The organism is Massilia suwonensis, from assembly GCF_042655665.1.
GTDB classification, from domain to species: Bacteria; Pseudomonadota; Gammaproteobacteria; order Burkholderiales; family Burkholderiaceae_D; genus Telluria; species Telluria suwonensis.
The window spans coordinates 139,720-161,283 of sequence record NZ_JBHSMR010000008.1 but is presented as its reverse complement, the minus strand read 5'-3'; the positions used below and the strand labels follow the sequence as shown (position 1 = coordinate 161,283).

Annotated in this window: 22 protein-coding genes; all 22 read left to right on the top strand. The window is 62.9% G+C overall.

Annotated elements, in window-relative coordinates:
- Positions 1 to 44 precede the first annotated feature (44 nt).
- Positions 45 to 4,766, top strand: coding sequence for a glutamate synthase-related protein (locus tag ACFPQ5_RS04195; RefSeq protein ID WP_379752015.1), 4,722 nt, complete (start codon positions 45 to 47; stop codon positions 4,764 to 4,766).
- 85 nt (positions 4,767 to 4,851) lie between these two features.
- Positions 4,852 to 6,315 (top strand): glutamate synthase subunit beta, encoded by a 1,464-nt coding sequence (locus ACFPQ5_RS04190; RefSeq protein ID WP_379752014.1) that lies wholly within the window; start codon positions 4,852 to 4,854, stop codon positions 6,313 to 6,315.
- A gap of 347 nt (positions 6,316 to 6,662) precedes the next feature.
- The gene (locus ACFPQ5_RS04185) at positions 6,663 to 7,466 is read left to right on the top strand and encodes an ABC transporter ATP-binding protein (protein WP_379752012.1); all 804 of its coding nucleotides are present in this window, start codon (positions 6,663 to 6,665) and stop codon (positions 7,464 to 7,466) included.
- Complete coding sequence (gene mlaE, locus ACFPQ5_RS04180) at positions 7,463 to 8,245, top strand: lipid asymmetry maintenance ABC transporter permease subunit MlaE (RefSeq protein WP_379752011.1); 783 nt, start codon at positions 7,463 to 7,465, stop codon at positions 8,243 to 8,245. The genes ACFPQ5_RS04185 and mlaE overlap by 4 nt, the downstream gene beginning before the upstream one ends.
- A 61-nt stretch (positions 8,246 to 8,306) precedes the next feature.
- The gene (mlaD, locus tag ACFPQ5_RS04175; protein ID WP_379752009.1) at positions 8,307 to 8,780 is read left to right on the top strand and encodes an outer membrane lipid asymmetry maintenance protein MlaD; all 474 of its coding nucleotides are present in this window, start codon (positions 8,307 to 8,309) and stop codon (positions 8,778 to 8,780) included.
- The gene (locus ACFPQ5_RS04170) at positions 8,777 to 9,586 is read left to right on the top strand and encodes an MlaA family lipoprotein (RefSeq protein WP_379752008.1); all 810 of its coding nucleotides are present in this window, start codon (positions 8,777 to 8,779) and stop codon (positions 9,584 to 9,586) included. Before mlaD ends, ACFPQ5_RS04170 begins: the two co-directional genes overlap by 4 nt.
- A gap of 74 nt (positions 9,587 to 9,660) precedes the next feature.
- A complete protein-coding gene (locus ACFPQ5_RS04165) occupies positions 9,661 to 10,308 on the top strand; it encodes an MlaC/ttg2D family ABC transporter substrate-binding protein (protein ID WP_379752007.1) in 648 nt (215 codons plus the stop codon).
- Positions 10,309 to 10,584 (top strand): STAS domain-containing protein, encoded by a 276-nt coding sequence (locus ACFPQ5_RS04160; protein WP_379752006.1) that lies wholly within the window; start codon positions 10,309 to 10,311, stop codon positions 10,582 to 10,584.
- Between the two features lie 186 nt (positions 10,585 to 10,770).
- Positions 10,771 to 11,709, top strand: coding sequence for an ABC transporter ATP-binding protein (locus ACFPQ5_RS04155; RefSeq protein ID WP_379752005.1), 939 nt, complete (start codon positions 10,771 to 10,773; stop codon positions 11,707 to 11,709).
- Positions 11,706 to 12,473 carry an ABC transporter permease gene (locus ACFPQ5_RS04150; RefSeq protein WP_379752004.1) on the top strand — a complete coding sequence of 256 codons (768 nt, stop codon included), beginning with the start codon at positions 11,706 to 11,708 and terminating at the stop codon, positions 12,471 to 12,473. Before ACFPQ5_RS04155 ends, ACFPQ5_RS04150 begins: the two co-directional genes overlap by 4 nt.
- A 27-nt stretch (positions 12,474 to 12,500) precedes the next feature.
- The gene (locus tag ACFPQ5_RS04145) at positions 12,501 to 12,737 is read left to right on the top strand and encodes a BolA family protein (protein ID WP_193687696.1); all 237 of its coding nucleotides are present in this window, start codon (positions 12,501 to 12,503) and stop codon (positions 12,735 to 12,737) included.
- On the top strand, positions 12,738 to 13,988 hold the full coding sequence (gene murA, locus ACFPQ5_RS04140; RefSeq protein WP_379752003.1) for a UDP-N-acetylglucosamine 1-carboxyvinyltransferase: 1,251 nt from the start codon (positions 12,738 to 12,740) through the stop codon (positions 13,986 to 13,988).
- 7 nt (positions 13,989 to 13,995) lie between these two features.
- Positions 13,996 to 14,679: an ATP phosphoribosyltransferase gene (gene hisG, locus ACFPQ5_RS04135; RefSeq protein ID WP_379752002.1), complete on the top strand. Its 684-nt coding sequence runs from the start codon at positions 13,996 to 13,998 to the stop codon at positions 14,677 to 14,679.
- A 5-nt stretch (positions 14,680 to 14,684) separates the two neighbouring features.
- Positions 14,685 to 16,001: a histidinol dehydrogenase gene (gene hisD / locus ACFPQ5_RS04130; RefSeq protein ID WP_379752001.1), complete on the top strand. Its 1,317-nt coding sequence runs from the start codon at positions 14,685 to 14,687 to the stop codon at positions 15,999 to 16,001.
- Positions 15,998 to 16,834: a DNA-methyltransferase gene (locus tag ACFPQ5_RS04125; protein ID WP_379752000.1), complete on the top strand. Its 837-nt coding sequence runs from the start codon at positions 15,998 to 16,000 to the stop codon at positions 16,832 to 16,834. Before hisD ends, ACFPQ5_RS04125 begins: the two co-directional genes overlap by 4 nt.
- Positions 16,831 to 17,925 (top strand): histidinol-phosphate transaminase, encoded by a 1,095-nt coding sequence (gene hisC / locus ACFPQ5_RS04120; RefSeq protein WP_379751999.1) that lies wholly within the window; start codon positions 16,831 to 16,833, stop codon positions 17,923 to 17,925. The genes ACFPQ5_RS04125 and hisC overlap by 4 nt, the downstream gene beginning before the upstream one ends.
- A 27-nt stretch (positions 17,926 to 17,952) precedes the next feature.
- Positions 17,953 to 18,543, top strand: coding sequence for an imidazoleglycerol-phosphate dehydratase HisB (gene hisB / locus ACFPQ5_RS04115; RefSeq protein WP_379751998.1), 591 nt, complete (start codon positions 17,953 to 17,955; stop codon positions 18,541 to 18,543).
- A gap of 4 nt (positions 18,544 to 18,547) precedes the next feature.
- The gene (gene hisH, locus ACFPQ5_RS04110; protein ID WP_379751997.1) at positions 18,548 to 19,189 is read left to right on the top strand and encodes an imidazole glycerol phosphate synthase subunit HisH; all 642 of its coding nucleotides are present in this window, start codon (positions 18,548 to 18,550) and stop codon (positions 19,187 to 19,189) included.
- A gap of 40 nt (positions 19,190 to 19,229) precedes the next feature.
- The gene (gene hisA, locus ACFPQ5_RS04105; RefSeq protein ID WP_379751996.1) at positions 19,230 to 20,006 is read left to right on the top strand and encodes a 1-(5-phosphoribosyl)-5-[(5-phosphoribosylamino)methylideneamino]imidazole-4-carboxamide isomerase; all 777 of its coding nucleotides are present in this window, start codon (positions 19,230 to 19,232) and stop codon (positions 20,004 to 20,006) included.
- Between the two features lie 18 nt (positions 20,007 to 20,024).
- Positions 20,025 to 20,786 (top strand): imidazole glycerol phosphate synthase subunit HisF, encoded by a 762-nt coding sequence (hisF, locus tag ACFPQ5_RS04100; protein ID WP_379751995.1) that lies wholly within the window; start codon positions 20,025 to 20,027, stop codon positions 20,784 to 20,786.
- 3 nt (positions 20,787 to 20,789) lie between these two features.
- Positions 20,790 to 21,209 (top strand): phosphoribosyl-AMP cyclohydrolase, encoded by a 420-nt coding sequence (gene hisI / locus ACFPQ5_RS04095; RefSeq protein WP_379751994.1) that lies wholly within the window; start codon positions 20,790 to 20,792, stop codon positions 21,207 to 21,209.
- Positions 21,202 to 21,543, top strand: coding sequence for a phosphoribosyl-ATP diphosphatase (locus ACFPQ5_RS04090; RefSeq protein WP_379751993.1), 342 nt, complete (start codon positions 21,202 to 21,204; stop codon positions 21,541 to 21,543). Before hisI ends, ACFPQ5_RS04090 begins: the two co-directional genes overlap by 8 nt.
- The last annotated feature ends 21 nt before the right edge of the window (positions 21,544 to 21,564 follow it).

The window sequence follows — 21,564 nt, the reverse complement described above, 5'->3', positions numbered from 1 at the left end:
TATTCTCGGCCTTCAACCCCTGAAAAGCTGTGGAGAGTCCCGCAATGATTGCCCAAGGTTTATACGATCCCGCCAATGAACATGACGCCTGCGGCGTCGGTTTCATCGCCCATATCAAGGGCAACAAAAGCCATTCCATCATCGATCAGGGCCTGTTGATCCTGAAAAACCTGGACCACCGGGGCGCCGTCGGCGCCGATCCGCTGATGGGTGACGGTGCCGGTATCCTGATCCAGATCCCCGACCAGTATTTCCGCGACGAGATGGCGAAGCAGGGCGTCGAGCTGCCGCCGCCTGGAGAGTACGGCGTCGGCATGGTCTTCCTGCCGAAGGAACACGCCTCGCGCATCGCCTGCGAACAGGAAATCGAGCGCGCCGTGCGCATCGAGGGCCAGGTCGTGCTGGGCTGGCGCAATGTGCCGGTCGACGAAGCGATGCCGATGTCGCCGACCGTGAAAGCCAAGGAACCGGTGATTCGCCAAATCTTTATTGGCCGCGGTCCGGACATCATGGTCACCGACGCGCTGGAACGTAAGCTGTACGTGATCCGCAAATCCTCGGGCCACGCGATCCAGGCCTTGAAACTCCTGCACGGCAAGGAATTCTTCGTGCCCTCGATGTCGGCGCGCACGATTGTCTATAAAGGCCTGCTGCTGGCCGACCAGGTCGGCGTCTACTTCAAGGATCTGCAGGATCCGCGCTGCGTCTCCGCGCTCGCCCTGGTGCACCAGCGCTTCTCGACGAACACCTTTCCGGAATGGCCGCTGGCCCACCCCTACCGCCTGATCGCGCACAACGGCGAGATCAACACCGTCAAGGGCAATTTCAACTGGACCCGCGCCCGCGAAGGCATGATGAAGTCGGCCGTGCTGGGCGAGGACCTGAATAAACTGTTCCCGCTGATTTATGAGGGCCAGTCCGACACCGCCTGCTTCGACAATGCGCTCGAACTGCTGGTGATGGCCGGCTATCCGATCGCCCAGGCCATGATGATGATGATTCCCGAAGCCTGGGAAAACCATTCGGCGATGGACGACAACCGCAAGGCTTTCTACGAATACCACGCGGCGATGATGGAACCGTGGGACGGCCCCGCCGCCATGGCATTTACCGATGGCCGCCATATCGGCGGTACCCTGGACCGCAACGGCCTGCGTCCGGCACGCTATGTCGTCACCGAAGACGACCTGGTCGTGATGGCCTCCGAATCCGGCGTGCTGCCGATCCCGGAATCGCGCATCGTCAAGAAGTGGCGTCTGCAGCCCGGCAAGATGTTCCTGATCGACCTGGAAGCAGGCCGCATCATCGACGACAAGGAGTTGAAGGACACCTATTCGAACGCCAAGCCCTATAAAGCCTGGATCAAGTCGGTGCGCATCAAGCTCAACGAAATCAAATTGTCCGAATCGCAGCTGGCGCAGAACCGCGCGAAGGATACGCCGGCACAGGGAGAAAAGGCGGCCATCTCCCTGCTCGACCGCCAGCAAGCCTTCGGCTACACCCAGGAAGATTTAAAGTTCCTGATGGCGCCGATGGCGGTGCTGGCCGAAGAAGCGACCGGTTCGATGGGCAACGACTCGCCGCTGGCGGTGATGTCGAACAAGCTCAAACCTTTGTATAACTATTTCAAACAATTGTTTGCCCAGGTGACGAACCCGCCGATCGACCCGATCCGCGAAGCGATGGTGATGTCGCTGGTCTCGTTCATCGGTCCGAAGCCGAACCTGCTGGACACGAACAACGTCAATCCGCCGATGCGCCTCGAGGTGTCGCAGCCGGTGCTCGGTTTCGACGACATGGCGCGCCTGCGCAACATCAGCCTGCACACCGGCGGCAAGTTCAAATCGTATGAACTGAATATCTGCTACCCGGTCGCCTGGGGCAAGGAAGGTATCGAAGCCTCGCTGGCCTCGCTGTGCGCCGAAGCGGTCGACGCCGTGAAATCCGGCCACAACATCCTGATCGTCTCGGACCGCGCGGTCTCGAGCGAAACGGTGGCGATCCCGGCCCTGCTGGCCACGTCGACCATCCACCAGCACCTGGTGATGCGCGGCCTGCGCGCCTCGACCGGCCTCGTGGTCGAAACCGGCTCGGCCCGCGAAACCCACCACTTCGCCCTGCTGGCCGGCTACGGCGCGGAAGCCGTCCACCCCTATCTCGCGCTGGAAACCCTGACGGACCTGGCCCAGCACCTGCCGCACGAAATGGACCCGAGTGCAGCTGCTTATAACTACACGAAGGCGATCGGCAAGGGCCTCATGAAGGTGATGTCGAAGATGGGCATCTCGACCTACATGTCCTACTGCGGCGCGCAGATCTTCGAAGCCGTCGGCCTGAATAAATCGCTGGTCGACAAATACTTCCGCGGCACCTCGTCGACGGTGGAAGGCATCGGCTTGTTCGAAGTGGCGGAAGAAGCGCTGCGCCTGCACGGCTTGGCCTTCGGCGCCGACCCGCTGCTGGCGAACGCGCTGGACACGGGCGGAGAGTATGCCTTCCGCGTGCGCGGCGAAGACCATATGTGGACGCCGGACTCGATCGCGAAACTGCAGCACGCGACCCGCGCCAACAACTTCAGCACTTATAAAGAGTATGCCCAGATCATCAACGACCAGAGCCGCCGCCACCTGACGCTGCGCGGCCTGTTCGAGTTCAAGATCGATCCAAGCAAAGCGATTCCGCTGGGCGAAGTCGAGCCGGCGAAAGAGATCGTCAAGCGTTTTGCGACCGGTGCGATGTCGCTCGGTTCGATCTCGACCGAAGCGCACGCCACGCTGGCGATCGCCATGAACCGCATCGGCGGCAAGTCGAACACGGGCGAAGGTGGCGAAGATCCGCTGCGCTACCTGAACGAGTTCAAGGGCATCAAGATCAGCAAGGGCGAAACCCTGGCCTCGGTGCTCGGTTCCGACCGCGTGGCCGCAGACATTCCGCTGGAAGAGGGCGATTCGCTGCGCTCGAAGATCAAGCAGGTGGCCTCGGGCCGCTTCGGCGTCACCGCGGAATACCTGAACGCCGCCGACCAAATCCAGATCAAGATGGCGCAGGGCGCGAAACCGGGCGAAGGTGGTCAGCTGCCTGGCCACAAGGTCTCCGAGTACATCGCCTCGCTGCGCTTCTCGGTGCCGGGCGTGGGCCTGATTTCCCCGCCGCCGCACCACGACATCTATTCGATCGAAGATCTGGCACAGCTGATCCACGACCTCAAAAATGCGAATCCGCGCGCCTCGATCTCCGTGAAACTGGTGTCGGAAGTCGGTATCGGCACCGTCGCCGCCGGCGTCTCGAAAGCGAAGGCGGACCACGTGGTGGTCGCCGGCCATGATGGCGGCACCGGCGCCTCGCCGTTGTCCTCCGTGAAACACGCCGGCACGCCGTGGGAATTGGGTCTCGCCGAAACGCAGCAGACCCTGGTGCTCAACGGCCTGCGCAGCCGCATCCGCGTGCAGGCCGACGGCCAGATGAAGACCGGCCGCGACGTCGTCATCGCCGCCATGCTCGGCGCCGACGAGATCGGTTTTGCCACGGCCCCGCTGGTGGTCGAAGGCTGCATCATGATGCGCAAGTGCCACCTGAATACCTGCCCGGTGGGCGTCGCCACGCAAGACCCGGTCCTGCGCGCGAAGTTCCAGGGTAAGCCGGAACACGTGGTGAATTACTTCTTCTTCGTGGCCGAAGAGGCGCGCCAGTTGATGGCCCAGCTCGGCATTCGCACCTACGACGAACTGATCGGCCGCGCCGACCTGCTGGATAAATCGAAGGCGATCACGCACTGGAAGGCGCAGGGTCTGGACTTCACGAACATCTTCTACCAGCCGAAGACGGATTCGCTGCGCAACCTGTTCCACAGCGACGAGCAGGACCACGGCCTGGACAAGGCACTGGACCACAAGCTGATCGCGCAGGCGAAAGCGGCGCTGGAAAAGGGCGAACGGGTCTCCTTCATCTCCCCGGTGCGCAACGTCAACCGCACGGTCGGCACCATGCTCTCGGGTGAAGTGGCCAAGCGCTACGGTCACGCCGGCCTGCCGGACGACACCATTCACATCCAGCTGCAAGGCACGGCCGGCCAGTCGGCGGCGGCCTTCCTGGCCCAGGGCATCACGCTCGACCTGGTGGGCGAAGGCAACGACTACGTCGGCAAGGGCCTGTCGGGCGGGCGCGTGATCGTGCGTCCGAACACGGAATTCCGCGGCTGGGCGGTCGACAACATCATCGTCGGCAACACCGTGCTGTACGGCGCGATTTCCGGTGAAGCCTTCTTCAACGGCGTGGCCGGCGAACGTTTTGCGGTGCGAAACTCGGGCGCCACCACGGTGGTCGAAGGCTGCGGCGACCACGGCTGCGAATACATGACCGGCGGTACGGTCGTGGTGCTGGGCGAGACCGGACGCAACTTCGCGGCCGGCATGTCGGGAGGCGTGGCCTATGTCTACGATCCGAAGGACGAGTTCGCCACGCGTTGCAACACGACCATGGTGAACCTGGAGCGTGTCGTGTCGACGAAAGAACAGGGCGACGTCTCCGGCTGGCACAGCCAGAGCCGCGGCAGCGAACGCGAGGCGGACGAGGTCATCCTGCGCCGCCTGATCGAGCGTCACTTCAAATACACCGGCAGCACCCGCGCCCGCAACCTGCTGGACGACTGGGCCAACAGCCGCGGCAAGTTCGTGAAAGTCTTCCCGACCGACTACAAGCGCGCACTGGAAGAAATGCACAACAGCAGCATGGAAGAAGCGAACGACAAGATCGAACTCGCGGCGTAATTAGAGCCCGGTGATCGTAGGGTGGGCGGTCCTCCGCCCACGCCGTCAACCAGCTGCAATGCATCGAAATTAAAAGGAATAAAACGTGGGCAAAATCACCGGCTTCATGGAATTTCAACGGCAGGAAGAAGATCACCTGGAACCTGCCGCACGCGTCAAGAACTACAAGGAATTCGTCGTCACCCTGACCGACGGCCAGGCCAAGGTGCAGGGTGCGCGCTGCATGGATTGCGGCATCCCCTTCTGCAACACCGGCTGTCCCGTGAACAACCAGATCCCCGACTGGAACGATCTGGTGTATCACAATAATTACCGTGCAGCGATCGACAACCTGCACTCGACCAACAACTTCCCGGAAGTGACCGGCCGCATCTGCCCGGCACCCTGCGAAGCGGCCTGCACGCTCGGCATCAACAATGACCCGGTCGGCATCAAGTCGATCGAGCGCAAGATCGCCGACCACGCCTTCGAACACGGCTATGTCGTGCCGCAGGTCCCGGCAGTAAAAACGGGTAAAAAAGTGGCGGTGGTCGGTTCCGGCCCCGCCGGCCTGGCTGCCGCCCAGCAGCTGGCGCGCGCCGGCCACGATGTCACCGTGTTCGAGAAGAGCGACCGCATCGGCGGCCTGCTGCGCTACGGCATCCCCGACTTCAAGATGGAAAAGGGCCTGATCGACCGCCGCATGGAGCAGATGCAGGCGGAAGGCGTCACCTTCCGCACCAGCGTCCTGATCGGCAAGGATTTCCCGGCCACGGTCAGCAACATGGCGCGCGACACGATCTTCCCGGAAGACCTGCAAGCCGAATTCGACGCCGTGGTCATGGCCGGCGGCGCTGAGCAGCCACGCGACCTGCCGGTGCCTGGGCGTGAACTGAAAGGCGTGCATTTCGCGATGGACTTCCTGCCCCAGCAGAACCGCGTGAATGCCGGAGATAAACTGAAGGACCAGATCAAGGCGACCGGTAAACACGTGGTCGTGATCGGCGGCGGCGATACCGGTTCCGACTGCGTCGGCACCTCGAACCGCCACGGCGCGACCACGGTCACCCAGTTCGAACTGATGCCGATGCCGCCCGAGCACGAGAACAAGCCGCTCGTCTGGCCTTACTGGCCGACCAAGCTGCGCACCTCGTCCTCGCACGAGGAAGGCTGCGAACGCGATTTCGCCGTGGCCACCAAGCGCTTCGAAGGGAAGAACGGCAAGGTCGAGAAGCTGATCGCCTGCCGCGTCGAGTGGAAAGACGGCAAGATGAGCGAAGTGCCGAACAGCGAATTCGAGCTGAAGGCCGACCTCGTGTTCCTGGCCATGGGTTTCGTGTCGCCGGTGCAGCAGGTGCTGGATGCCTTCGGCGTGCAGAAGGATGCGCGCGGCAATGCACGGGCGACGACCGAAGGTGAGACCTGCTACCAGACTTCGGTGCCGAAAGTGTTTGTGGCCGGCGACATGCGCCGCGGCCAGTCGCTGGTGGTGTGGGCGATTCGCGAAGGACGCCAGTGTGCGCGCGCGGTCGACGAGTTCTTGATGGGCGCGTCCGTCTTGCCACGTTAATGTAATTTGGGAAGTAGGGTGGAGTCCTGACTCCACGCGTACAACGCTTGAGTCGCTTGCTGCACATCGACTCGCCCGTTGCAAACGCGTGGAGTCGGGGACTCCACCCTACGTCTTTTGTAATTCCAGCTGCCTTTAAGAAACGTTGGTTCATGTCAACAAATTGCAATGTTGACATATATGCATATCTCAACAAAAACAATGACTTGCGGCACGAAATATCTGACTTTTCGGTTATTAGTGTTGTAGGCACGCGTCGGAACCCGCCGTGAAACGGGGGTGTCTCAAGCAGGGATTGCCGTTTCTGCACTACAATACGGGATTCTTTACATCCGATTATCCCCTCTGTGTCTAACCTTGTAGAAATACGCGATCTCGAGTTCGGCTACGGCGAACGCAAGATCCTGTCGAACCTGCGCATGGATTTCCCGCGCGGCAAGCTTATTGCCGTGATGGGTGGTTCCGGCTGCGGCAAGACCACGGTGCTGCGCCTGATCGGCGGCCAGATCCGTCCGCAGCGCGGTTCGGTGCGGGTCGGCGGCGAGGTCGTGCACGAGCTGCGCACCGAGGGCCTGTACCGTTTGCGCCGCCGCATGGGCATGCTGTTCCAGTTCGGCGCCCTGTTTACCGATCTTACCGTCTTCGACAACGTCGCCTTCCCGCTGCGTGAGCACACCGATTTGCCGGAAGAGCTGATCCGCGACCTGGTGCTGATGAAGCTGAATGCCGTCGGCCTGCGCAACGCCTCGAAATTGAAACCGGGCGAGATTTCCGGCGGCATGGCGCGCCGCGTTGCCGTCGCCCGTGCGATCGCGCTCGACCCTGAACTGATCATGTACGACGAGCCCTTCGCCGGCCTCGACCCGATCTCGATGGGCCTGACCGCCAGCCTGATCCGCAACCTGAACGATGCGCTCGGCTCCACGTCCATCCTGGTTTCGCACGATGTGAACGAAACTTTCGCCATCGCCGACTACGTCTATTTCATGTCGGCAGGAAAGATCGTCGCCGAAGGCACGCCGGCCGAGTTGCGCGTCTCGCAAGATCCTTACGTTAAACAGTTCGTGAACGCCGAACCCGACGGTCCGGTGCCCTTCCATTATCCGGGTAAGTCGCTGGCCGACGACCTGGGCCTGGGAGCGCAGCGATGATCATGCGTGTCTTTGAAAGCACCGGCGCCACCGTGCGCGAATCGATCGAAAGCCTGGGCTTTGCCACGCGCGCCTTTTTCAATTTGCTGCGCTTTTCGCCGGGCGCATGGCGCCGGCCGACCCTGATTTCCGAGCAAATCCATTTTATTGGCAACTACTCGCTGGTCATTACGATCGTTTCCGGTCTGTTCGTCGGCCTCGTGCTGGGCCTGCAGTTCTACGTGAACCTGATCCAGTTCGGCGCCGAGGAAAAGCTGGGTTCGCTAACGGCCCTTTCCCTGATCCGCGAACTCGGTCCGGTCGTGACAGCCCTGCTGTTCGCGGGCCGCGCCGGCACCTCATTGACGGCCGAGATCGGCCTGATGAAGGCGGGCGAGCAACTGTCGGCCATGGAAATGATGGCCGTGAATCCGGTGGCGCGCGTGCTGGCGCCGCGGTTCTGGGGCGGCGTGATCGCCATGCCGGTGCTGGCCGCCGTGTTCTCGGCCGTCGGCATCATCGGCAGCTACCTGGTCGCCGTGAAAATGCTGAGCCTGGACGAAGGCGCGTTCTGGTCGCAGATGCAGGCCGGCGTCGACGTGCGCCGCGACGTCGTCAGCAGCGTCATCAAGAGTTTCGTGTTCGGCGTCGCCGTGACCTTCACGGCCGTGTTCCAGGGTTACCACGTCAAGCCGACCCCGGCCGACGTGGCGCGTGCCACCACCCGCACCGTCGTCATCGCCTCGCTGCTGGTACTGGGCCTGGACTTCGTGATGACCGCCCTGATGTTCACTCAGTAAAGAATTAATAAAAACCGTTTCGTTTGGCCGCGCACAGACGGCCTGAATACTAGGAAATACTATGCACCGTAAAATCATCGATGTCTGGGTCGGCCTGTTCGTCCTGCTGGGCGCCGCCGCCATCCTGTTCCTCGCGCTGCAGGCGGGGAATATGAGCTCGCTGTCGTTTGCCGAAACCTATACCGTCGTCGGCAAGTTCGACAACATTGGTGGATTGAAACCACAGGCGCCAGTCAAGAGCGCCGGCGTCGTGGTCGGCCGGGTCGGCGACATCAGTTTCGACGATAAAACCTTCCAGGCGCTGGTCAGCCTGGATCTGGATCCAAACTACAAGTTCCCGAAAGATTCGTCGCTCAAGATCCTGACCGCAGGTCTGCTGGGCGAGCAATACATTGGCATCGAACCGGGCGGCGACACCAAGAACCTCGTCGACGGCGATCGAATCAACCGTACGCAATCGGCCACCGTGCTGGAAGACCTGATCAATCAGTTCATCTACAGCAAGGCTGCCGAAGGAAAGGAAGGCAGCGAATGAAGAGCAAGAATATGAACACCCTGCCGCGCTGGCGCGGACTGGCGCTGGCGCTTGCCGCCTGCGCCGTCCTGGCCGGTTGCGCAAGCCCGAGCAATCCGCAAGATCCGCTGGAAAAATTCAACCGCGCCACCTTCGCATTCAACGATGCGGTCGACCGCGTGGCCCTGAAGCCGGCCGCCACCGCCTACAAGAAGGTGCTGCCGGGCTTCGTGCAAACGGGCGTCAGTAATTTCTTCGGCAACCTCTCGGACGTCTGGAGCTCGGCCAACAACCTGATGCAGGGCAAGGGTCAGGAAGGCATGAGCGACTTCATGCGCGTTGCGATCAACTCGACCCTCGGCATCGGCGGCGTGCTCGACATCGCCTCGGAAGCAGGCTTGCAGAAACACAACGAAGATTTCGGCCAGACCCTGGGTGTGTGGGGTGTTCCAAGCGGTCCCTACTTGATGTTGCCATTGTTGGGCCCATCTACGATCCGTGACACCGCTGCATTGCCTGCTGACATCTGGGCCGATCCATGGGCCTACAAGGAGCCGGTGAACGTACGCAATATCGGTATCGGCGTGCGCGCCGTCGACCAGCGCGCATCGGTGCTGGAAGCATCGAACCTGTTCGAGGAAGCCGCGCTCGACCGTTACGAATTCATCCGCGACGGTTACCTGCAACGCCGCCAGAGCCGGATTTATGACGGCGAATCGGGCCCCGAAAAGGATGCGCCGAAGGAAGAATCGAAAGACGAAGCGCAATCGAATACGCAGGTGGTGCCGGAACCGGCATCGAACGCGACCGAAACGCAGCGGAAGTAAGAGTTCGTAAAACAGCTCGCATGCGGCACGACCTGTCCTGCAAGCTGTCTCATCAAATACAGAAAAGGGAGCTTATGAAACCAATCGCCCAACTCATCGCCACCGCCGCTACCGTCGTCTTCGCCACCAGCGTGATCGCTGCGCCGGCTCCGGCCGCCAACGAAGCACCGGACGTGCTCGTCAAGCGCATCAGCGCCGACGTGATCGACACCGTGAAATCCGACAAGGACATCCAGTCCGGCAACCGCAACAAGATCATGGAACTCGTCAATTCCAAGATCCTGCCGTATGTCGACGCCGAAAAAATGACGGCGCAAGCCGCCGGCCGCTTCTGGCGCCAGGCCACCCCGGAACAGCAAAAGCGCCTGTCGGAAGAATTCCGCACGCTGCTGGTCTACACCTATTCGGGCGCGCTGTCGCAGATCAAGAACGAAACCATCGAGTTCAAGCCGATGCGTAACGACGCGGCCGACACCGAAGTCGAAGTGCGTTCGCAGGTGAACGTCACCCGCGGCGAGCCGATCACCCTGAACTACCGCCTGGCCAAGGGCCCGCAGGGCTGGAAGATCTACGACATCAACGTGCTGGGCGCCTGGCTGGTCGAGACCTATAAAGGCACCTTCGCGGCCGAGATCAACAAGTCGGGCATCGATGGCCTGATCAACAAGCTGGCCGAGCGCAACAAGCAGCTGGCGAGCAAGCCGCTGAAAGCACCGAAGTAAATGGCCGAAGCAAATCCCATGCTCTCGCTCGACGCCCTGACCTTCGAGACCGCGAATGCGGCCCTGGAGCAGGGCTGCGCCGCGATCCGGGCCGGCGAGACCGTGTTCGACCTCGGTGGCGTGCGCGCCGCCGACTCGTCCGGCGTGGCCCTGCTGCTGGCCTGGCAGCGTCGTGCCCGCGATGCAGGGCAGAAACTCACCTTCATCAACGTGCCGAGCAATATCGACGCCTTGACGCATTTGTACGGGCTCGAGGGCGTACTGGCGCGCTCGTAACGCGTCCATCGGGCTAAGCTGCCGGGGTGGCACTCGCCACCCCGCGTCATTTCTGCGCGCTCCATCCCGCCCATGCCCATGGCATGTTCCAATGCCGCCGGGCTCTTGTATTTCTGATTTCCCCTATAATGGGTCGTTTCCCCGCCCGGCTTCCGTGCGCCCGCACGCTGGCCACATCCAAGAATAATGACAGCGATCCAGATTAACAGCGTCGAGAAGAGCTACAAGGCTTTCAAAGCCCTGAAAGGCGTTTCCCTGACGATCGAACAGGGCGAATTCTTCGGCCTGCTCGGCCCCAACGGCGCCGGCAAGACGACGCTGATTTCCACCATCGCCGGCCTGATCCGGCCCGACGTCGGCAGCGTGCAGATCCACGGCCACGACGTCGTCACCGATTTCCGCGAAGCCAGACGAAAACTCGGCGTGGTGCCGCAGGAACTGGTGTTCGATCCCTTCTTCACGGTGCGCGAGACCCTGCGCCTGCAGTCGGGCTACTTCGGCATCAAGAACAACGACAAGTGGATCGACGAGGTCATGGAAAACCTCGACCTCACGAGTAAGGCCGACGTCAACATGCGCGCCCTGTCGGGCGGCATGAAGCGGCGCGTGCTGGTCGCCCAGGCGCTGGTGCATAAACCGCCCGTCATCGTGCTGGACGAGCCGACCGCCGGCGTCGACGTCGAATTGCGCCAGACCCTGTGGAAGTTCATTTCTCGCCTGAACCGCGAAGGCGGGCACACGGTCGTGCTGACGACCCACTACCTGGAAGAAGCGCAAGCCATGTGCCAGCGCGTGGCCATGCTGAAATCCGGGCAGGTGGTCGCGCTCGACACGATGAGTGCGCTGCTGCGCCGCGTGTCGGGTTCGCAGCTGATCGTGCATCTGAAAAGCGGCGACTTGCCGCAGGACCTGCGCCACCTGGTCTCGCATGACGAGCACGACAGTGGCAACGGCAGCGGCAACCTCAGTGGCACGAAATACAGCCTGCGCGTGAACGACTACGCCGAGGTCGAGCCGATCCTGTCCCGTCTGCGCGAATCGGGCGCCGTCATCGACGAGATGCAGCTGCAGCAAGCCGATCTCGAAGATATTTTTATCCAAATCATGGAAAAGGGCGCGCTGTGAACTTCGTTTCCGTGGGGTTCCGCACCCTGTTCTACAAAGAGATGCTGCGCTTCTGGAAAGTCGCGACGCAGACGATTGCCGCGCCGATCCTGACGGCCATGCTGTATTTGCTGATCTTCGGCCACGTGCTCGAAGGCAGAGTGGAGGTGTATCCGGGCGTGAGCTACACCGCCTTCCTGGTGCCGGGCCTGGTGATGATGAGCGTTCTGCAGAACGCCTTCGCCAACTCGTCCTCCTCGCTGATCCAGTCGAAGATCACGGGCAACCTCGTGTTCATCCTGCTGCCGCCGCTGTCGCACTGGGAAATCCTGCTGGCCTATGTGGCGGCCTCGGTGGTGCGCGGCCTGGCGGTCGGCGCCGGCGTGTTCGCGATCACCGCCTGGTTCGCGCACCTGAGCTTTGCGGCGCCGCTGTGGATCATCGTGTTCGCGATCATGGGCGCGGCCATTCTCGGCACGCTGGGCGTGATCGCCGGCATCTGGGCCGATAAATTCGACCAGCTGGCCGCGTTCCAGAACTTCCTGATCATGCCGGCGACTTTCCTGGCCGGGGTGTTCTATTCGATCCACTCGCTGCCCGCATTCTGGCAGGCAGTCTCGCATTTCAACCCGTTCTTTTATATGATTGACGGGTTCCGCCACGGCTTCTTCGGCCAGTCCGACATCTCGCCGTGGACCAGCCTTGCCATCGTGTCCGCCTTCTTCGCGGTGCTCGCGGCAGTGGCGATCAATTTGCTCCGCCGCGGCTATAAATTACGCCACTAAGTGCGCCATTAATATTTAGGAATTATCGTGTCGACCACTCCAGAACTGATCCACAGCTACATCGAAAACGGCCTGCAATGCACGCACTTGACGGTCGAGGGCGATGGACGTCACTTCTCGGCCCTGATCGTCTCGCCGGCCTTTGCCGGCAAGCGTCCGATCCAGCGCCACCAGCTGGTGTATGCGGCGCTGGGCGACCGCATGCGCGAAGAGATCCACGCGCTGTCGATGAAGACCCTGACCCCTGAAGAATACGGAGGCTAAATGGACAAGCTTCAAATTGTCGGCGGCAAACGCCTGAACGGCGAGATCGCGGTATCGGGCGCGAAGAACGCGGCGCTGCCGATTCTGTGCGCGGGCCTCTTGAGCAGCGGCGACGTCGAACTGTCGAACGTGCCGCGCCTGCACGACGTCAAAACCATCCTGAAACTGCTGGAGCAGACCGGTTTGAAGGTGACTCAGGACGACGAAAACGTCACCCTGAACGGCGCCAACATCACGAGTCTCGAAGCGCCGTATGAACTGGTGAAGACCATGCGCGCCTCGATCCTGGTGCTCGGTCCCCTGCTTGCGCGCTTCGGCGAAGCCAAGGTCTCACTGCCGGGCGGCTGCGCGATCGGTTCGCGTCCCGTCGACCAGCACATCAAGGGCCTGCGCGCGATGGGCGCCGAGATCACCATCGAAGGCGGCTACATCTACGCCAAAGCGAAGAAGCTGAAGGGCGCGCGCATCCTGACCGACATGATCACGGTCACCGGCACCGAGAACCTGCTGATGGCCGCGACCCTGGCCGAAGGCGAGACGGTGCTGGAAAACGCCGCGCGCGAGCCGGAAGTGACCGACCTCGCCAACCTGCTGGTGGCGATGGGCGCCAAGATCGAAGGCATCGGCACCGACCGCCTGGTGATCCAGGGCGTCGCCGAACTGCACGGCGCGAAACACGCCGTTATCTCCGACCGCATTGAAGCGGCGACCTTCCTGTGTGCGGTCGCGGCCACCGGCGGCGACATCGTGCTGACCAATACCCGCACCGACATTTTCGACGTCGCGCTCGATAAACTGCGCGAAGTCGGCCTGCAGATGGACATCGGTTCGAACACGATCCGTGCGCGCATGGATGGCCGTCCTCAGCCGGTCTCGTTCCGCACCACCGAATACCCGGGCTTCCCGACCGATATGCAGGCCCAGTTCATGGCCGTGAACACGATCGCCGCCGGCCCGAGCCGCGTGACCGAGACCATTTTCGAGAACCGCTTCATGCACGTGCAGGAGATGAACCGCCTCGGCGCCTTCATCTCGACCGAGGGGAACACCGCGTTTATCAAAGGCGTCGAACGCCTGGTGGGCGCGCCCGTGATGGCGACCGACCTGCGCGCTTCGGCCTCTCTGGTGATCGCCGGCATGGCGGCCGAAGGCACGACCCTGATCGACCGCATCTACCACCTCGACCGCGGCTACGACCGCATGGAAGTCAAACTGTCGAAGGTCGGCGCCGACATCGTGCGCATCAAATAAAAGAGCTATGAGCATCGCAACACAATCGACGGACTCCGGTCTGATCCTGGCGCTCTCGAAAGGGCGCATTTTCGAGGACACGCTGCCGCTCTTGGAAGCGGCCGGCATCGTCGTCACCGAGAATCCGGAAACCTCGCGCAAACTCATCCTGGCGACCAACGACCCCGGCGTGCGCGTGCTGATCGTGCGCGCCAGCGACGTGCCGACCTATGTGCAGTACGGCGCCGCCGACTTCGGCGTGGCCGGCAAGGACGTGCTGCTCGAGCACGGCGGCGAAGGGCTCTACCAACCGGTCGACCTGAACATCGCCTGCTGCCGCATGTCGGTGGCGGTGAACGCCGGCTTCGATTACGAGAACGCCGTGCGCCAGGGCGCGCGCCTGCGCGTGGCGACCAAGTTCACCCACACCGCGCGCGAGCACTTCGCCAGCAAGGGCGTGCACGTCGACCTGATCAAACTGTACGGGTCGATGGAACTGGCGCCGCTGGTCGGCCTGTCGGATGCCATCGTCGACGTGGTCTCGACCGGCAACACGCTGCGCGCGAACAACCTGGTCGAAGTCGAGAAGATCATGGAGATCTCCTCGCGCCTGGTCGTCAACCAGGCCGCGCTCAAACTGAAGCGCGCGCGCCTGCAACCCATCATCGAAGCCTTCGAGAAGGCCTCGACACTCCAACCGCAACAAGGCTGAACCCCATGGCTGTACAGATCCGCACCCTCGACTCCACCCACGACGGTTTCAAACAGCAGCTGCATGCGCTGCTCGCGTTCGAGGCCGAGACCGACGATGCGATCGAGACGGCCGTTGGTAACATCCTGGCCGACGTCAAGAAGCGCGGCAACGCCGCGGTGCTCGAATACACGAACCGTTTCGACCGCGTGAACGCGCAGGACGTCGCCGCCTTCGACCTGCCGCAAAGCGAATTGCAGGCCGCGCTCAGCGCGCTGCCCGACGCCCAGCGCCAGGCCTTGCAGACCGCGGCCGAACGCATCCGCGTGTTCCACGAACGCCAGAAGCAGGAACTGAACGGGTTTACCTATACCGAAGCCGATGGCACGGTGCTGGGCCAGCGCGTCACGCCGCTCGACCGCGTCGGCATCTACGTCCCCGGCGGGAAGGCTGCGTATCCGTCGTCGGTGCTGATGAATGCGATTCCGGCGCAGGTGGCGGGTGTGAAAGACATCGTGATGGTGGTGCCGACGCCGGACGGCGTGAAAAACCAGATGGTGCTGGCCGCCGCCGCGATTGCCGGTGTCACGCGCGTGATCACCATCGGCGGCGCGCAAGCCGTCGCGGCCCTCGCTTACGGCACCGAGACCATTCCCGCCGTCGATAAAATCGTCGGGCCGGGCAACGCCTATGTCGCCGCCGCCAAGCGCCGCGTGTTCGGCACGGTCGGCATCGACATGATCGCCGGTCCCTCGGAAATCCTGGTGCTGTGCGACGGTACGACCGATCCGGACTGGGTCGCGATGGACCTGTTCTCGCAGGCCGAGCACGACGAACTGGCGCAGGCGATCCTGCTGTGCCCGGACGCCGGCTACATCGCGCGCGTGGAAGCCAGTATCCACAAGTTGTTGCCGGCCATGCCGCGTGCCGAGACGATCACCACCTCGCTGACCGACCGCGGCGCGCTCATCAAAGTGCGCGACATGGAAGAGGCCTGCGCGATTGCCAACGACATCGCCGCCGAACACCTGGAAATCTCCGCCGAGAACCCGCAGCAGTGGGCCGATAAAATTCGTCACGCCGGCGCGATGTTCCTGGGCCGCTTCTCGTCGGAGTCGCTGGGCGATTACTGCTGCGGCCCGAACCACGTGCTGCCGACTTCGCGCACGGCGCGTTTCTCGTCGCCGCTGGGCGTCTACGATTTTCAAAAGCGCTCCTCGATCCTGCACGTGAGCGAGGCGGGCGCCCAGACCCTGGGTAAAGTGGCGGCCGAACTGGCCTATGGCGAGGGACTGCAGGCGCACGCGCGCAGCGCCGAGCTTCGTCTCAAGTCCCAGTCATGACGGACTGGGTCAACCAGGTCTTCTGCGAGGATGCGCTGGACGGACTGGCGCGCATCCCCGATGGCTCCATCGACCTGATCCTGACCGACCCGCCCTACAATCTCGGCAAGGATTACGGCAACGGTTCCGACCAGCAAAGCGTCGAGGCCTACCTGGAGTGGACCGAGCGCTGGATCGACGCCGCGCTGCCCAAGCTGAAGGCCAACGGCAGCCTGTACATTTTCCTGACCTGGCGCTTTGCGCCCGAGATCTTCGTGATGCTGAAAAAGCGCATGACGATGATGAACGAGATCATCTGGGACCGGCGCGTACCCTCGATGGGCGGCAGCGTGCGCAGTTTTTCATCGGTACACGACACGATCGGCTTCTTCGTCAACCGCAAGGATTACTACTTCGATCTCGACTCGGTGCGCATCCCTTATGACGCGGCAACCAAGAAGGCGAGATCGCGCTCGATCTTCGTCGGCGCCAAGTGGCTGGAAGTCGGCTACAACCCGAAGGATTTATGGAGCGTGTCGCGCCTGCACCGCGAGCATCCGGAGCGCGCCGACCACCCGACCCAGAAACCGTTAGAGATTATCGAACGCATGATCAAGGCCTCCTGCCCACCAGGCGGGATCGTGCTTGACCCCTTCATGGGCAGCGGCACCACGGCGATCGCCGCACGCCGGCTGGGACGCCAGTACGCCGGGTTCGAACTGAATCCCGAATACTGCGCCATCATCGACGCGCGCCTGGCCGCGCCCGAACCGCAACCCACCATCAAACAACGCAAGAGCATTGCGCGCGCAGCGAAGCTGGACGCCCGCAACGCCACCGAGGAACAAGCATGAGTATCGATAAGCTGATCGCCAACGTGATCCGCGCCGACGTGCGCGCCATCGGCGCCTATGTCGTGCCGGATGCGTCGGGCTACATCAAGCTCGACGCGATGGAAAACCCCTACGAGCTGCCGGAACACCTGCGCACCGAACTGGGCCAGCGCCTGGCCGACGCGGTGCTGAACCGTTATCCGACGGGCTCGTATGCCACGCTGAAGGACAAAGTAAAAAACAAGCTCGGCATCCCGGCCGGCTACGACGTCATGCTCGGCAACGGCTCCGATGAGCTGATCCAGATCGTGACCACGACGGTGGCGAACCAGGAACGGCGCGCCTCGGTGCTGGCGCCGGTGCCGGCCTTCGTCATGTATTCGCGCTCGGCCCAGTTCGCCGGTGCCGATTTCGTCGGCGTCAAGCTGAAACCCGACTTCACGCTCGACATGGACGCGATGCTGGCGGCGATCGCCCTGCACCGGCCGGCTGTCGTGTTCCTGGCCTATCCGAACAACCCGACCGGCAACCTGTTTGCTGTGGAGGACATCGAAGCGATCCTGCAGGCCCAGGGCGAGCACGGCCTGGTGGTGCTGGACGAGGCCTATCAGCCCTTCGCGCGCAAGACCTTCATGGACCGGCTGGGCGACTTCGAGAACCTGGTCGTGATGCGCACCGTTTCCAAACTCGGCCTGGCCGGCATCCGCCTCGGCTACATGACGGCCGCGCCTGCGCTGCTGGACGAGTTCGAGAAGGTGCGCCCACCCTATAACGTCAACGTGCTGACCCAGGTGGCGGCCGAGTTCGTGCTCGAGCATGTCGACGTGCTCGACGCCCAGGCCGCCAGCATCAATGCCGAGCGCGAGCGCCTGAGCGCCGAACTGGCGGCGCTGCCGGGAGTCGAAGTCTTTACGTCAGCGGCGAATTTTATTTCGCTGCGCGTACCGGACGCGGCTGACGTCTGTGCAAAACTGTACGATGCAAAGGTGTTGATCAGGAATTTGAGTAAAATGCATGGGATGCTGGCCAACTGCATCCGTGTCACGGTCAGCACCCCGGAAGAAAATTCCGCATTCCTGAATGCCCTCAAGGCCGCGCTGACGCCCGCGTAGGCGGCCCTGAACCGACGAGCACCCTTCATGACCCGCACCGCAGACATCACCCGCAACACCAACGAGACGCAGATCCGCGTCTCGGTCAACCTCGACGGTACCGGCCGCCAGAAACTCAACACCGGCGTGCCCTTCCTCGACCATATGCTCGACCAGATCGCGCGCCACGGCATGATCGACCTCGAAGTCGAGGCCGTCGGCGATTTGCACATCGACGCCCACCACACGGTCGAGGACACCGGCATCACGCTCGGCATGGCGATCGCCAAGGCGGTCGGCGACAAGAAGGGCATGACCCGCTACGGCCATGCTTACGTGCCGCTGGACGAGGCCCTGTCGCGCGTGGTCATCGATTTCTCCGGCCGTCCCGGCCTGGAAATGCACATCCCCTGGACCCGCGCCATGATCGGCACCTACGACGTCGATCTCACCGGCGAATTCTTCCGCGGCTTCGTGAACCACGCCGGCGTGACCCTGCACATCGATAACCTGCGCGGCGTGAACGCGCACCACCAGTGCGAGACCGTCTTCAAAGCCTTCGGGCGCGCGCTGCGCATGGCGACCACGCTCGACGAGCGCGCCGCCGGCATCATCCCGTCCACCAAAGGCAGCCTGTAACGCCATGACGAACAAGATCGTAGTGGTCGATGGCCTGGGCAACCTGCGTTCGGTAGCGCAGGCCCTGCGCGCCGCGGCGCCGGAAGCCGACATCCTGGTGTCGAACAAAGCTGAGGACATCGACGCCGCCGACCGCATCGTGCTGCCGGGCCAGGGCGCGATGCGCGACTGCATGAACAGCCTGCGCGAATCGGGCGCCGAGGAAGCCCTGCTGCGCGCTGTGAAAACCCGTCCGGTGATGGGCGTGTGCGTCGGCGAGCAGATGCTGTTCGACGAGAGCGAAGAGAATGGCGGCACGCCGGGCCTGGGCATCCTGCCGGGCAAGGTGGTGCGCTTCCAGCTGGACGGCAAGACGCAGGCCGACGGCTCGCGCTTCAAGGTGCCGCAGATGGGCTGGAACCGCGTGCGGCAGACCCGCGCCCACCCGCTGTGGGAAGGCGTCGACGACGGCACCTATTTCTACTTCGTGCACAGCTATTACGTGGCGCCGGAAGCCGCCGGCGACACCATCGGCGAGACCGATTACGGCGGCCTGTACACCTGCGCCGTCGCGCGCGACAACCTGGTCGCCACCCAGTTCCACCCCGAGAAAAGCGCGGCCGCCGGGCTGCGCCTGTACCGCAATTTCATCCACTGGAATCCGTGACGTTTCACCTCACTCCACCGTTCACTTACACACCACGACCATGCTGCTGATCCCCGCCATCGACCTGAAAGACGGTCACTGCGTTCGCCTGAAACAGGGCGATATGGACCTCGCCACCGTCTTCTCCGAAGACCCCGCCGAAATGGCCCTGCATTGGCTCAAGAAGGGCGCGCGCCGCCTGCACCTGGTCGACCTGAACGGCGCCTTTGCCGGTAAACCGAAGAACGAGCCGGCCATCAAATCGATCCTGCAGGTCGTGCAGGAGTTCGCCGAAGACAACGGCATCGACGAGATCCCCGTCCAGCTGGGCGGCGGCATCCGCGACCTCGACACCATCGAGCGCTACCTCGACGACGGCATCAGCTACATCATCGTCGGCACCGCCGCCGTGAAGAATCCGGGCTTCCTGCACGACGCCTGCGGCGCCTTCCCCGGCTCCATCATCGTCGGCCTCGACGCCAAGGATGGCAAAGTGGCTACCGACGGCTGGAGCAAGATGTCCGGCCACGAAGTCATCGACCTGGCCCAGAAATTCGAGGGCTACGGCGTCGAATCGATCATCTACACCGACATCGGCCGCGACGGCATGATGGGCGGCGTGAACATCGAAGCGACCGTGCGCCTGGCGCAAGCGGTGCGCATCCCGATCATCGCTTCCGGCGGCCTGCACAACCTGGCCGACGTCGAGGCCCTGTGCGCGGTGCAGGACGAAGGCATCGAAGGCGTCATCTGCGGCCGCTCGATCTACGAAGGCACGCTCGACCTGGCATCGGCCCAGGTGCGCGCCGACGAACTGACCGAGGGCGAACAGGCTTAACGAGCCTCTGGAAAGACTATGCTGGCAAAACGCATCATCCCCTGCCTGGACGTGACCGGCGGGCGCGTCGTCAAGGGCGTCAATTTCACCGAGCTGCGCGACGCCGGCGACCCTGTCGAAATCGCACGCCGCTACGACGGCCAGGGCGCCGACGAAATCACCTTCCTCGACATCACGGCATCGAGCGACGGCCGCGACCTGATCCTGCCGATCATCGAGGCGGTGGCGTCGACCGTCTTCATCCCGCTGACGGTGGGCGGCGGCGTGCGCAAGGTCGAGGACGTGCGGCGCCTGTTGAATGCGGGAGCCGACAAGGTCAGCATGAACACCTCGGCCGTGCAGAATCCGCAGCTGGTGTTCGACGCCTCGCAAAAGCACGGTTCGCAGTGCATTGTCGTCGCGATCGACGCCAAGCAGACCGCCCCCGGCAAGTGGGAAGTGTTCACCCACGGCGGCCGCAATGCCACCGGCATGGATGCGGTCGAGTGGGCCATTAAACTGCAGGAACTGGGCGCGGGCGAACTGCTGCTCACCAGCATGGACCGCGACGGCACCAAGTCCGGGTTCGATCTCGGCCTGACGCACGCCGTCTCGGATGCGGTCGGCATTCCCGTGATCGCCTCGGGCGGCGTCGGCGGCCTGCAGGATCTCGCTGACGGCGTTTTGCAGGGCCACGCGGATGCGGTGCTGGCGGCGTCCATCTTCCACTACGGGCAGCACACGGTCGGCGAAGCCAAGCGCTTCATGGCCGAGCGTGGCATCCCGATGCGCCTGGAGTAAGTCATGACTGCGAATGCCGCATGGCTGAAAAAGGTGCGCTGGGACGAACATGGCCTGGTGCCGGTCATCGCCCAGGAAGCCGCAACCGGCGACATCCTGATGTTCGCCTGGATGAACCGCGACGCCCTGGCGCGCACCGCCGAACTGGGCGAGGCCGTGTACTGGAGCCGCTCGCGTAAAAAACTGTGGCACAAGGGAGAAGAGTCCGGCCACACGCAAAAGGTGCTGGAAATGCGCCTCGATTGCGACGAGGACGTGATCCTTTTAAAGATCGAGCAGAAGGGCGGCATCGCCTGCCATACAGGTAGGCACTCCTGCTTCTTCCAGAAATTCGACGGCGAGGACTGGCAGGCGGTGGAACCGGTGCTGCAGGACCCGCAAACGATTTATTCAGATAAGAACGCGAAGAAATCCCATGAGTGACACCCTGGCGCGCCTGGCGCAGACGATCGAATCGCGCAAGCTGGAAAACGGCGGCGACCCGGCCACCTCGTATGTCGCTAAGCTGTTCTCGAAAGGCGACGACGCGATCCTGAAAAAGATCGGAGAAGAGGCCACCGAGACTGTGATGGCGGCGAAGGACGCGCGCGTCTCCGGCGACGCATCCGGCTTGCTGTACGAAGTGGCCGACCTGTGGTTTCACTCGATGGTGCTGCTGGCCAAGTTTGGTTTGAGCCCGCAGCAGGTCGTGGACGAGCTGGCGCGCCGCGAAGGTCTGTCTGGCCTGGAAGAAAAGGCTGCGCGCAAAGATGCTTGATCTGGAGCATGTTTAAGGCGT

Bases quoted from the DNA above. Each gene is read 5' to 3' on its own strand.
- ACFPQ5_RS04195 (WP_379752015.1), top strand. From the start codon at position 45: ATGATTGCCCAAGGTTTATACGATCCCGCCAATGAACATGACGCCTGC.
- mlaE (WP_379752011.1), top strand. From the start codon at position 7,463: ATGATCATGCGTGTCTTTGAAAGCACCGGCGCCACCGTGCGCGAATCG.
- mlaD (WP_379752009.1), top strand. From the start codon at position 8,307: ATGCACCGTAAAATCATCGATGTCTGGGTCGGCCTGTTCGTCCTGCTG.
- ACFPQ5_RS04170 (WP_379752008.1), top strand. From the start codon at position 8,777: ATGAAGAGCAAGAATATGAACACCCTGCCGCGCTGGCGCGGACTGGCG.
- ACFPQ5_RS04165 (WP_379752007.1), top strand. From the start codon at position 9,661: ATGAAACCAATCGCCCAACTCATCGCCACCGCCGCTACCGTCGTCTTC.
- ACFPQ5_RS04160 (WP_379752006.1), top strand. From the start codon at position 10,309: ATGGCCGAAGCAAATCCCATGCTCTCGCTCGACGCCCTGACCTTCGAG.
- ACFPQ5_RS04155 (WP_379752005.1), top strand. From the start codon at position 10,771: ATGACAGCGATCCAGATTAACAGCGTCGAGAAGAGCTACAAGGCTTTC.
- murA (WP_379752003.1), top strand. From the start codon at position 12,738: ATGGACAAGCTTCAAATTGTCGGCGGCAAACGCCTGAACGGCGAGATC.
- hisG (WP_379752002.1), top strand. From the start codon at position 13,996: ATGAGCATCGCAACACAATCGACGGACTCCGGTCTGATCCTGGCGCTC.
- hisD (WP_379752001.1), top strand. From the start codon at position 14,685: ATGGCTGTACAGATCCGCACCCTCGACTCCACCCACGACGGTTTCAAA.
- ACFPQ5_RS04125 (WP_379752000.1), top strand. From the start codon at position 15,998: ATGACGGACTGGGTCAACCAGGTCTTCTGCGAGGATGCGCTGGACGGA.
- hisC (WP_379751999.1), top strand. From the start codon at position 16,831: ATGAGTATCGATAAGCTGATCGCCAACGTGATCCGCGCCGACGTGCGC.
- hisB (WP_379751998.1), top strand. From the start codon at position 17,953: ATGACCCGCACCGCAGACATCACCCGCAACACCAACGAGACGCAGATC.
- hisH (WP_379751997.1), top strand. From the start codon at position 18,548: ATGACGAACAAGATCGTAGTGGTCGATGGCCTGGGCAACCTGCGTTCG.
- hisA (WP_379751996.1), top strand. From the start codon at position 19,230: ATGCTGCTGATCCCCGCCATCGACCTGAAAGACGGTCACTGCGTTCGC.
- hisF (WP_379751995.1), top strand. From the start codon at position 20,025: ATGCTGGCAAAACGCATCATCCCCTGCCTGGACGTGACCGGCGGGCGC.
- hisI (WP_379751994.1), top strand. From the start codon at position 20,790: ATGACTGCGAATGCCGCATGGCTGAAAAAGGTGCGCTGGGACGAACAT.
- ACFPQ5_RS04090 (WP_379751993.1), top strand. From the start codon at position 21,202: ATGAGTGACACCCTGGCGCGCCTGGCGCAGACGATCGAATCGCGCAAG.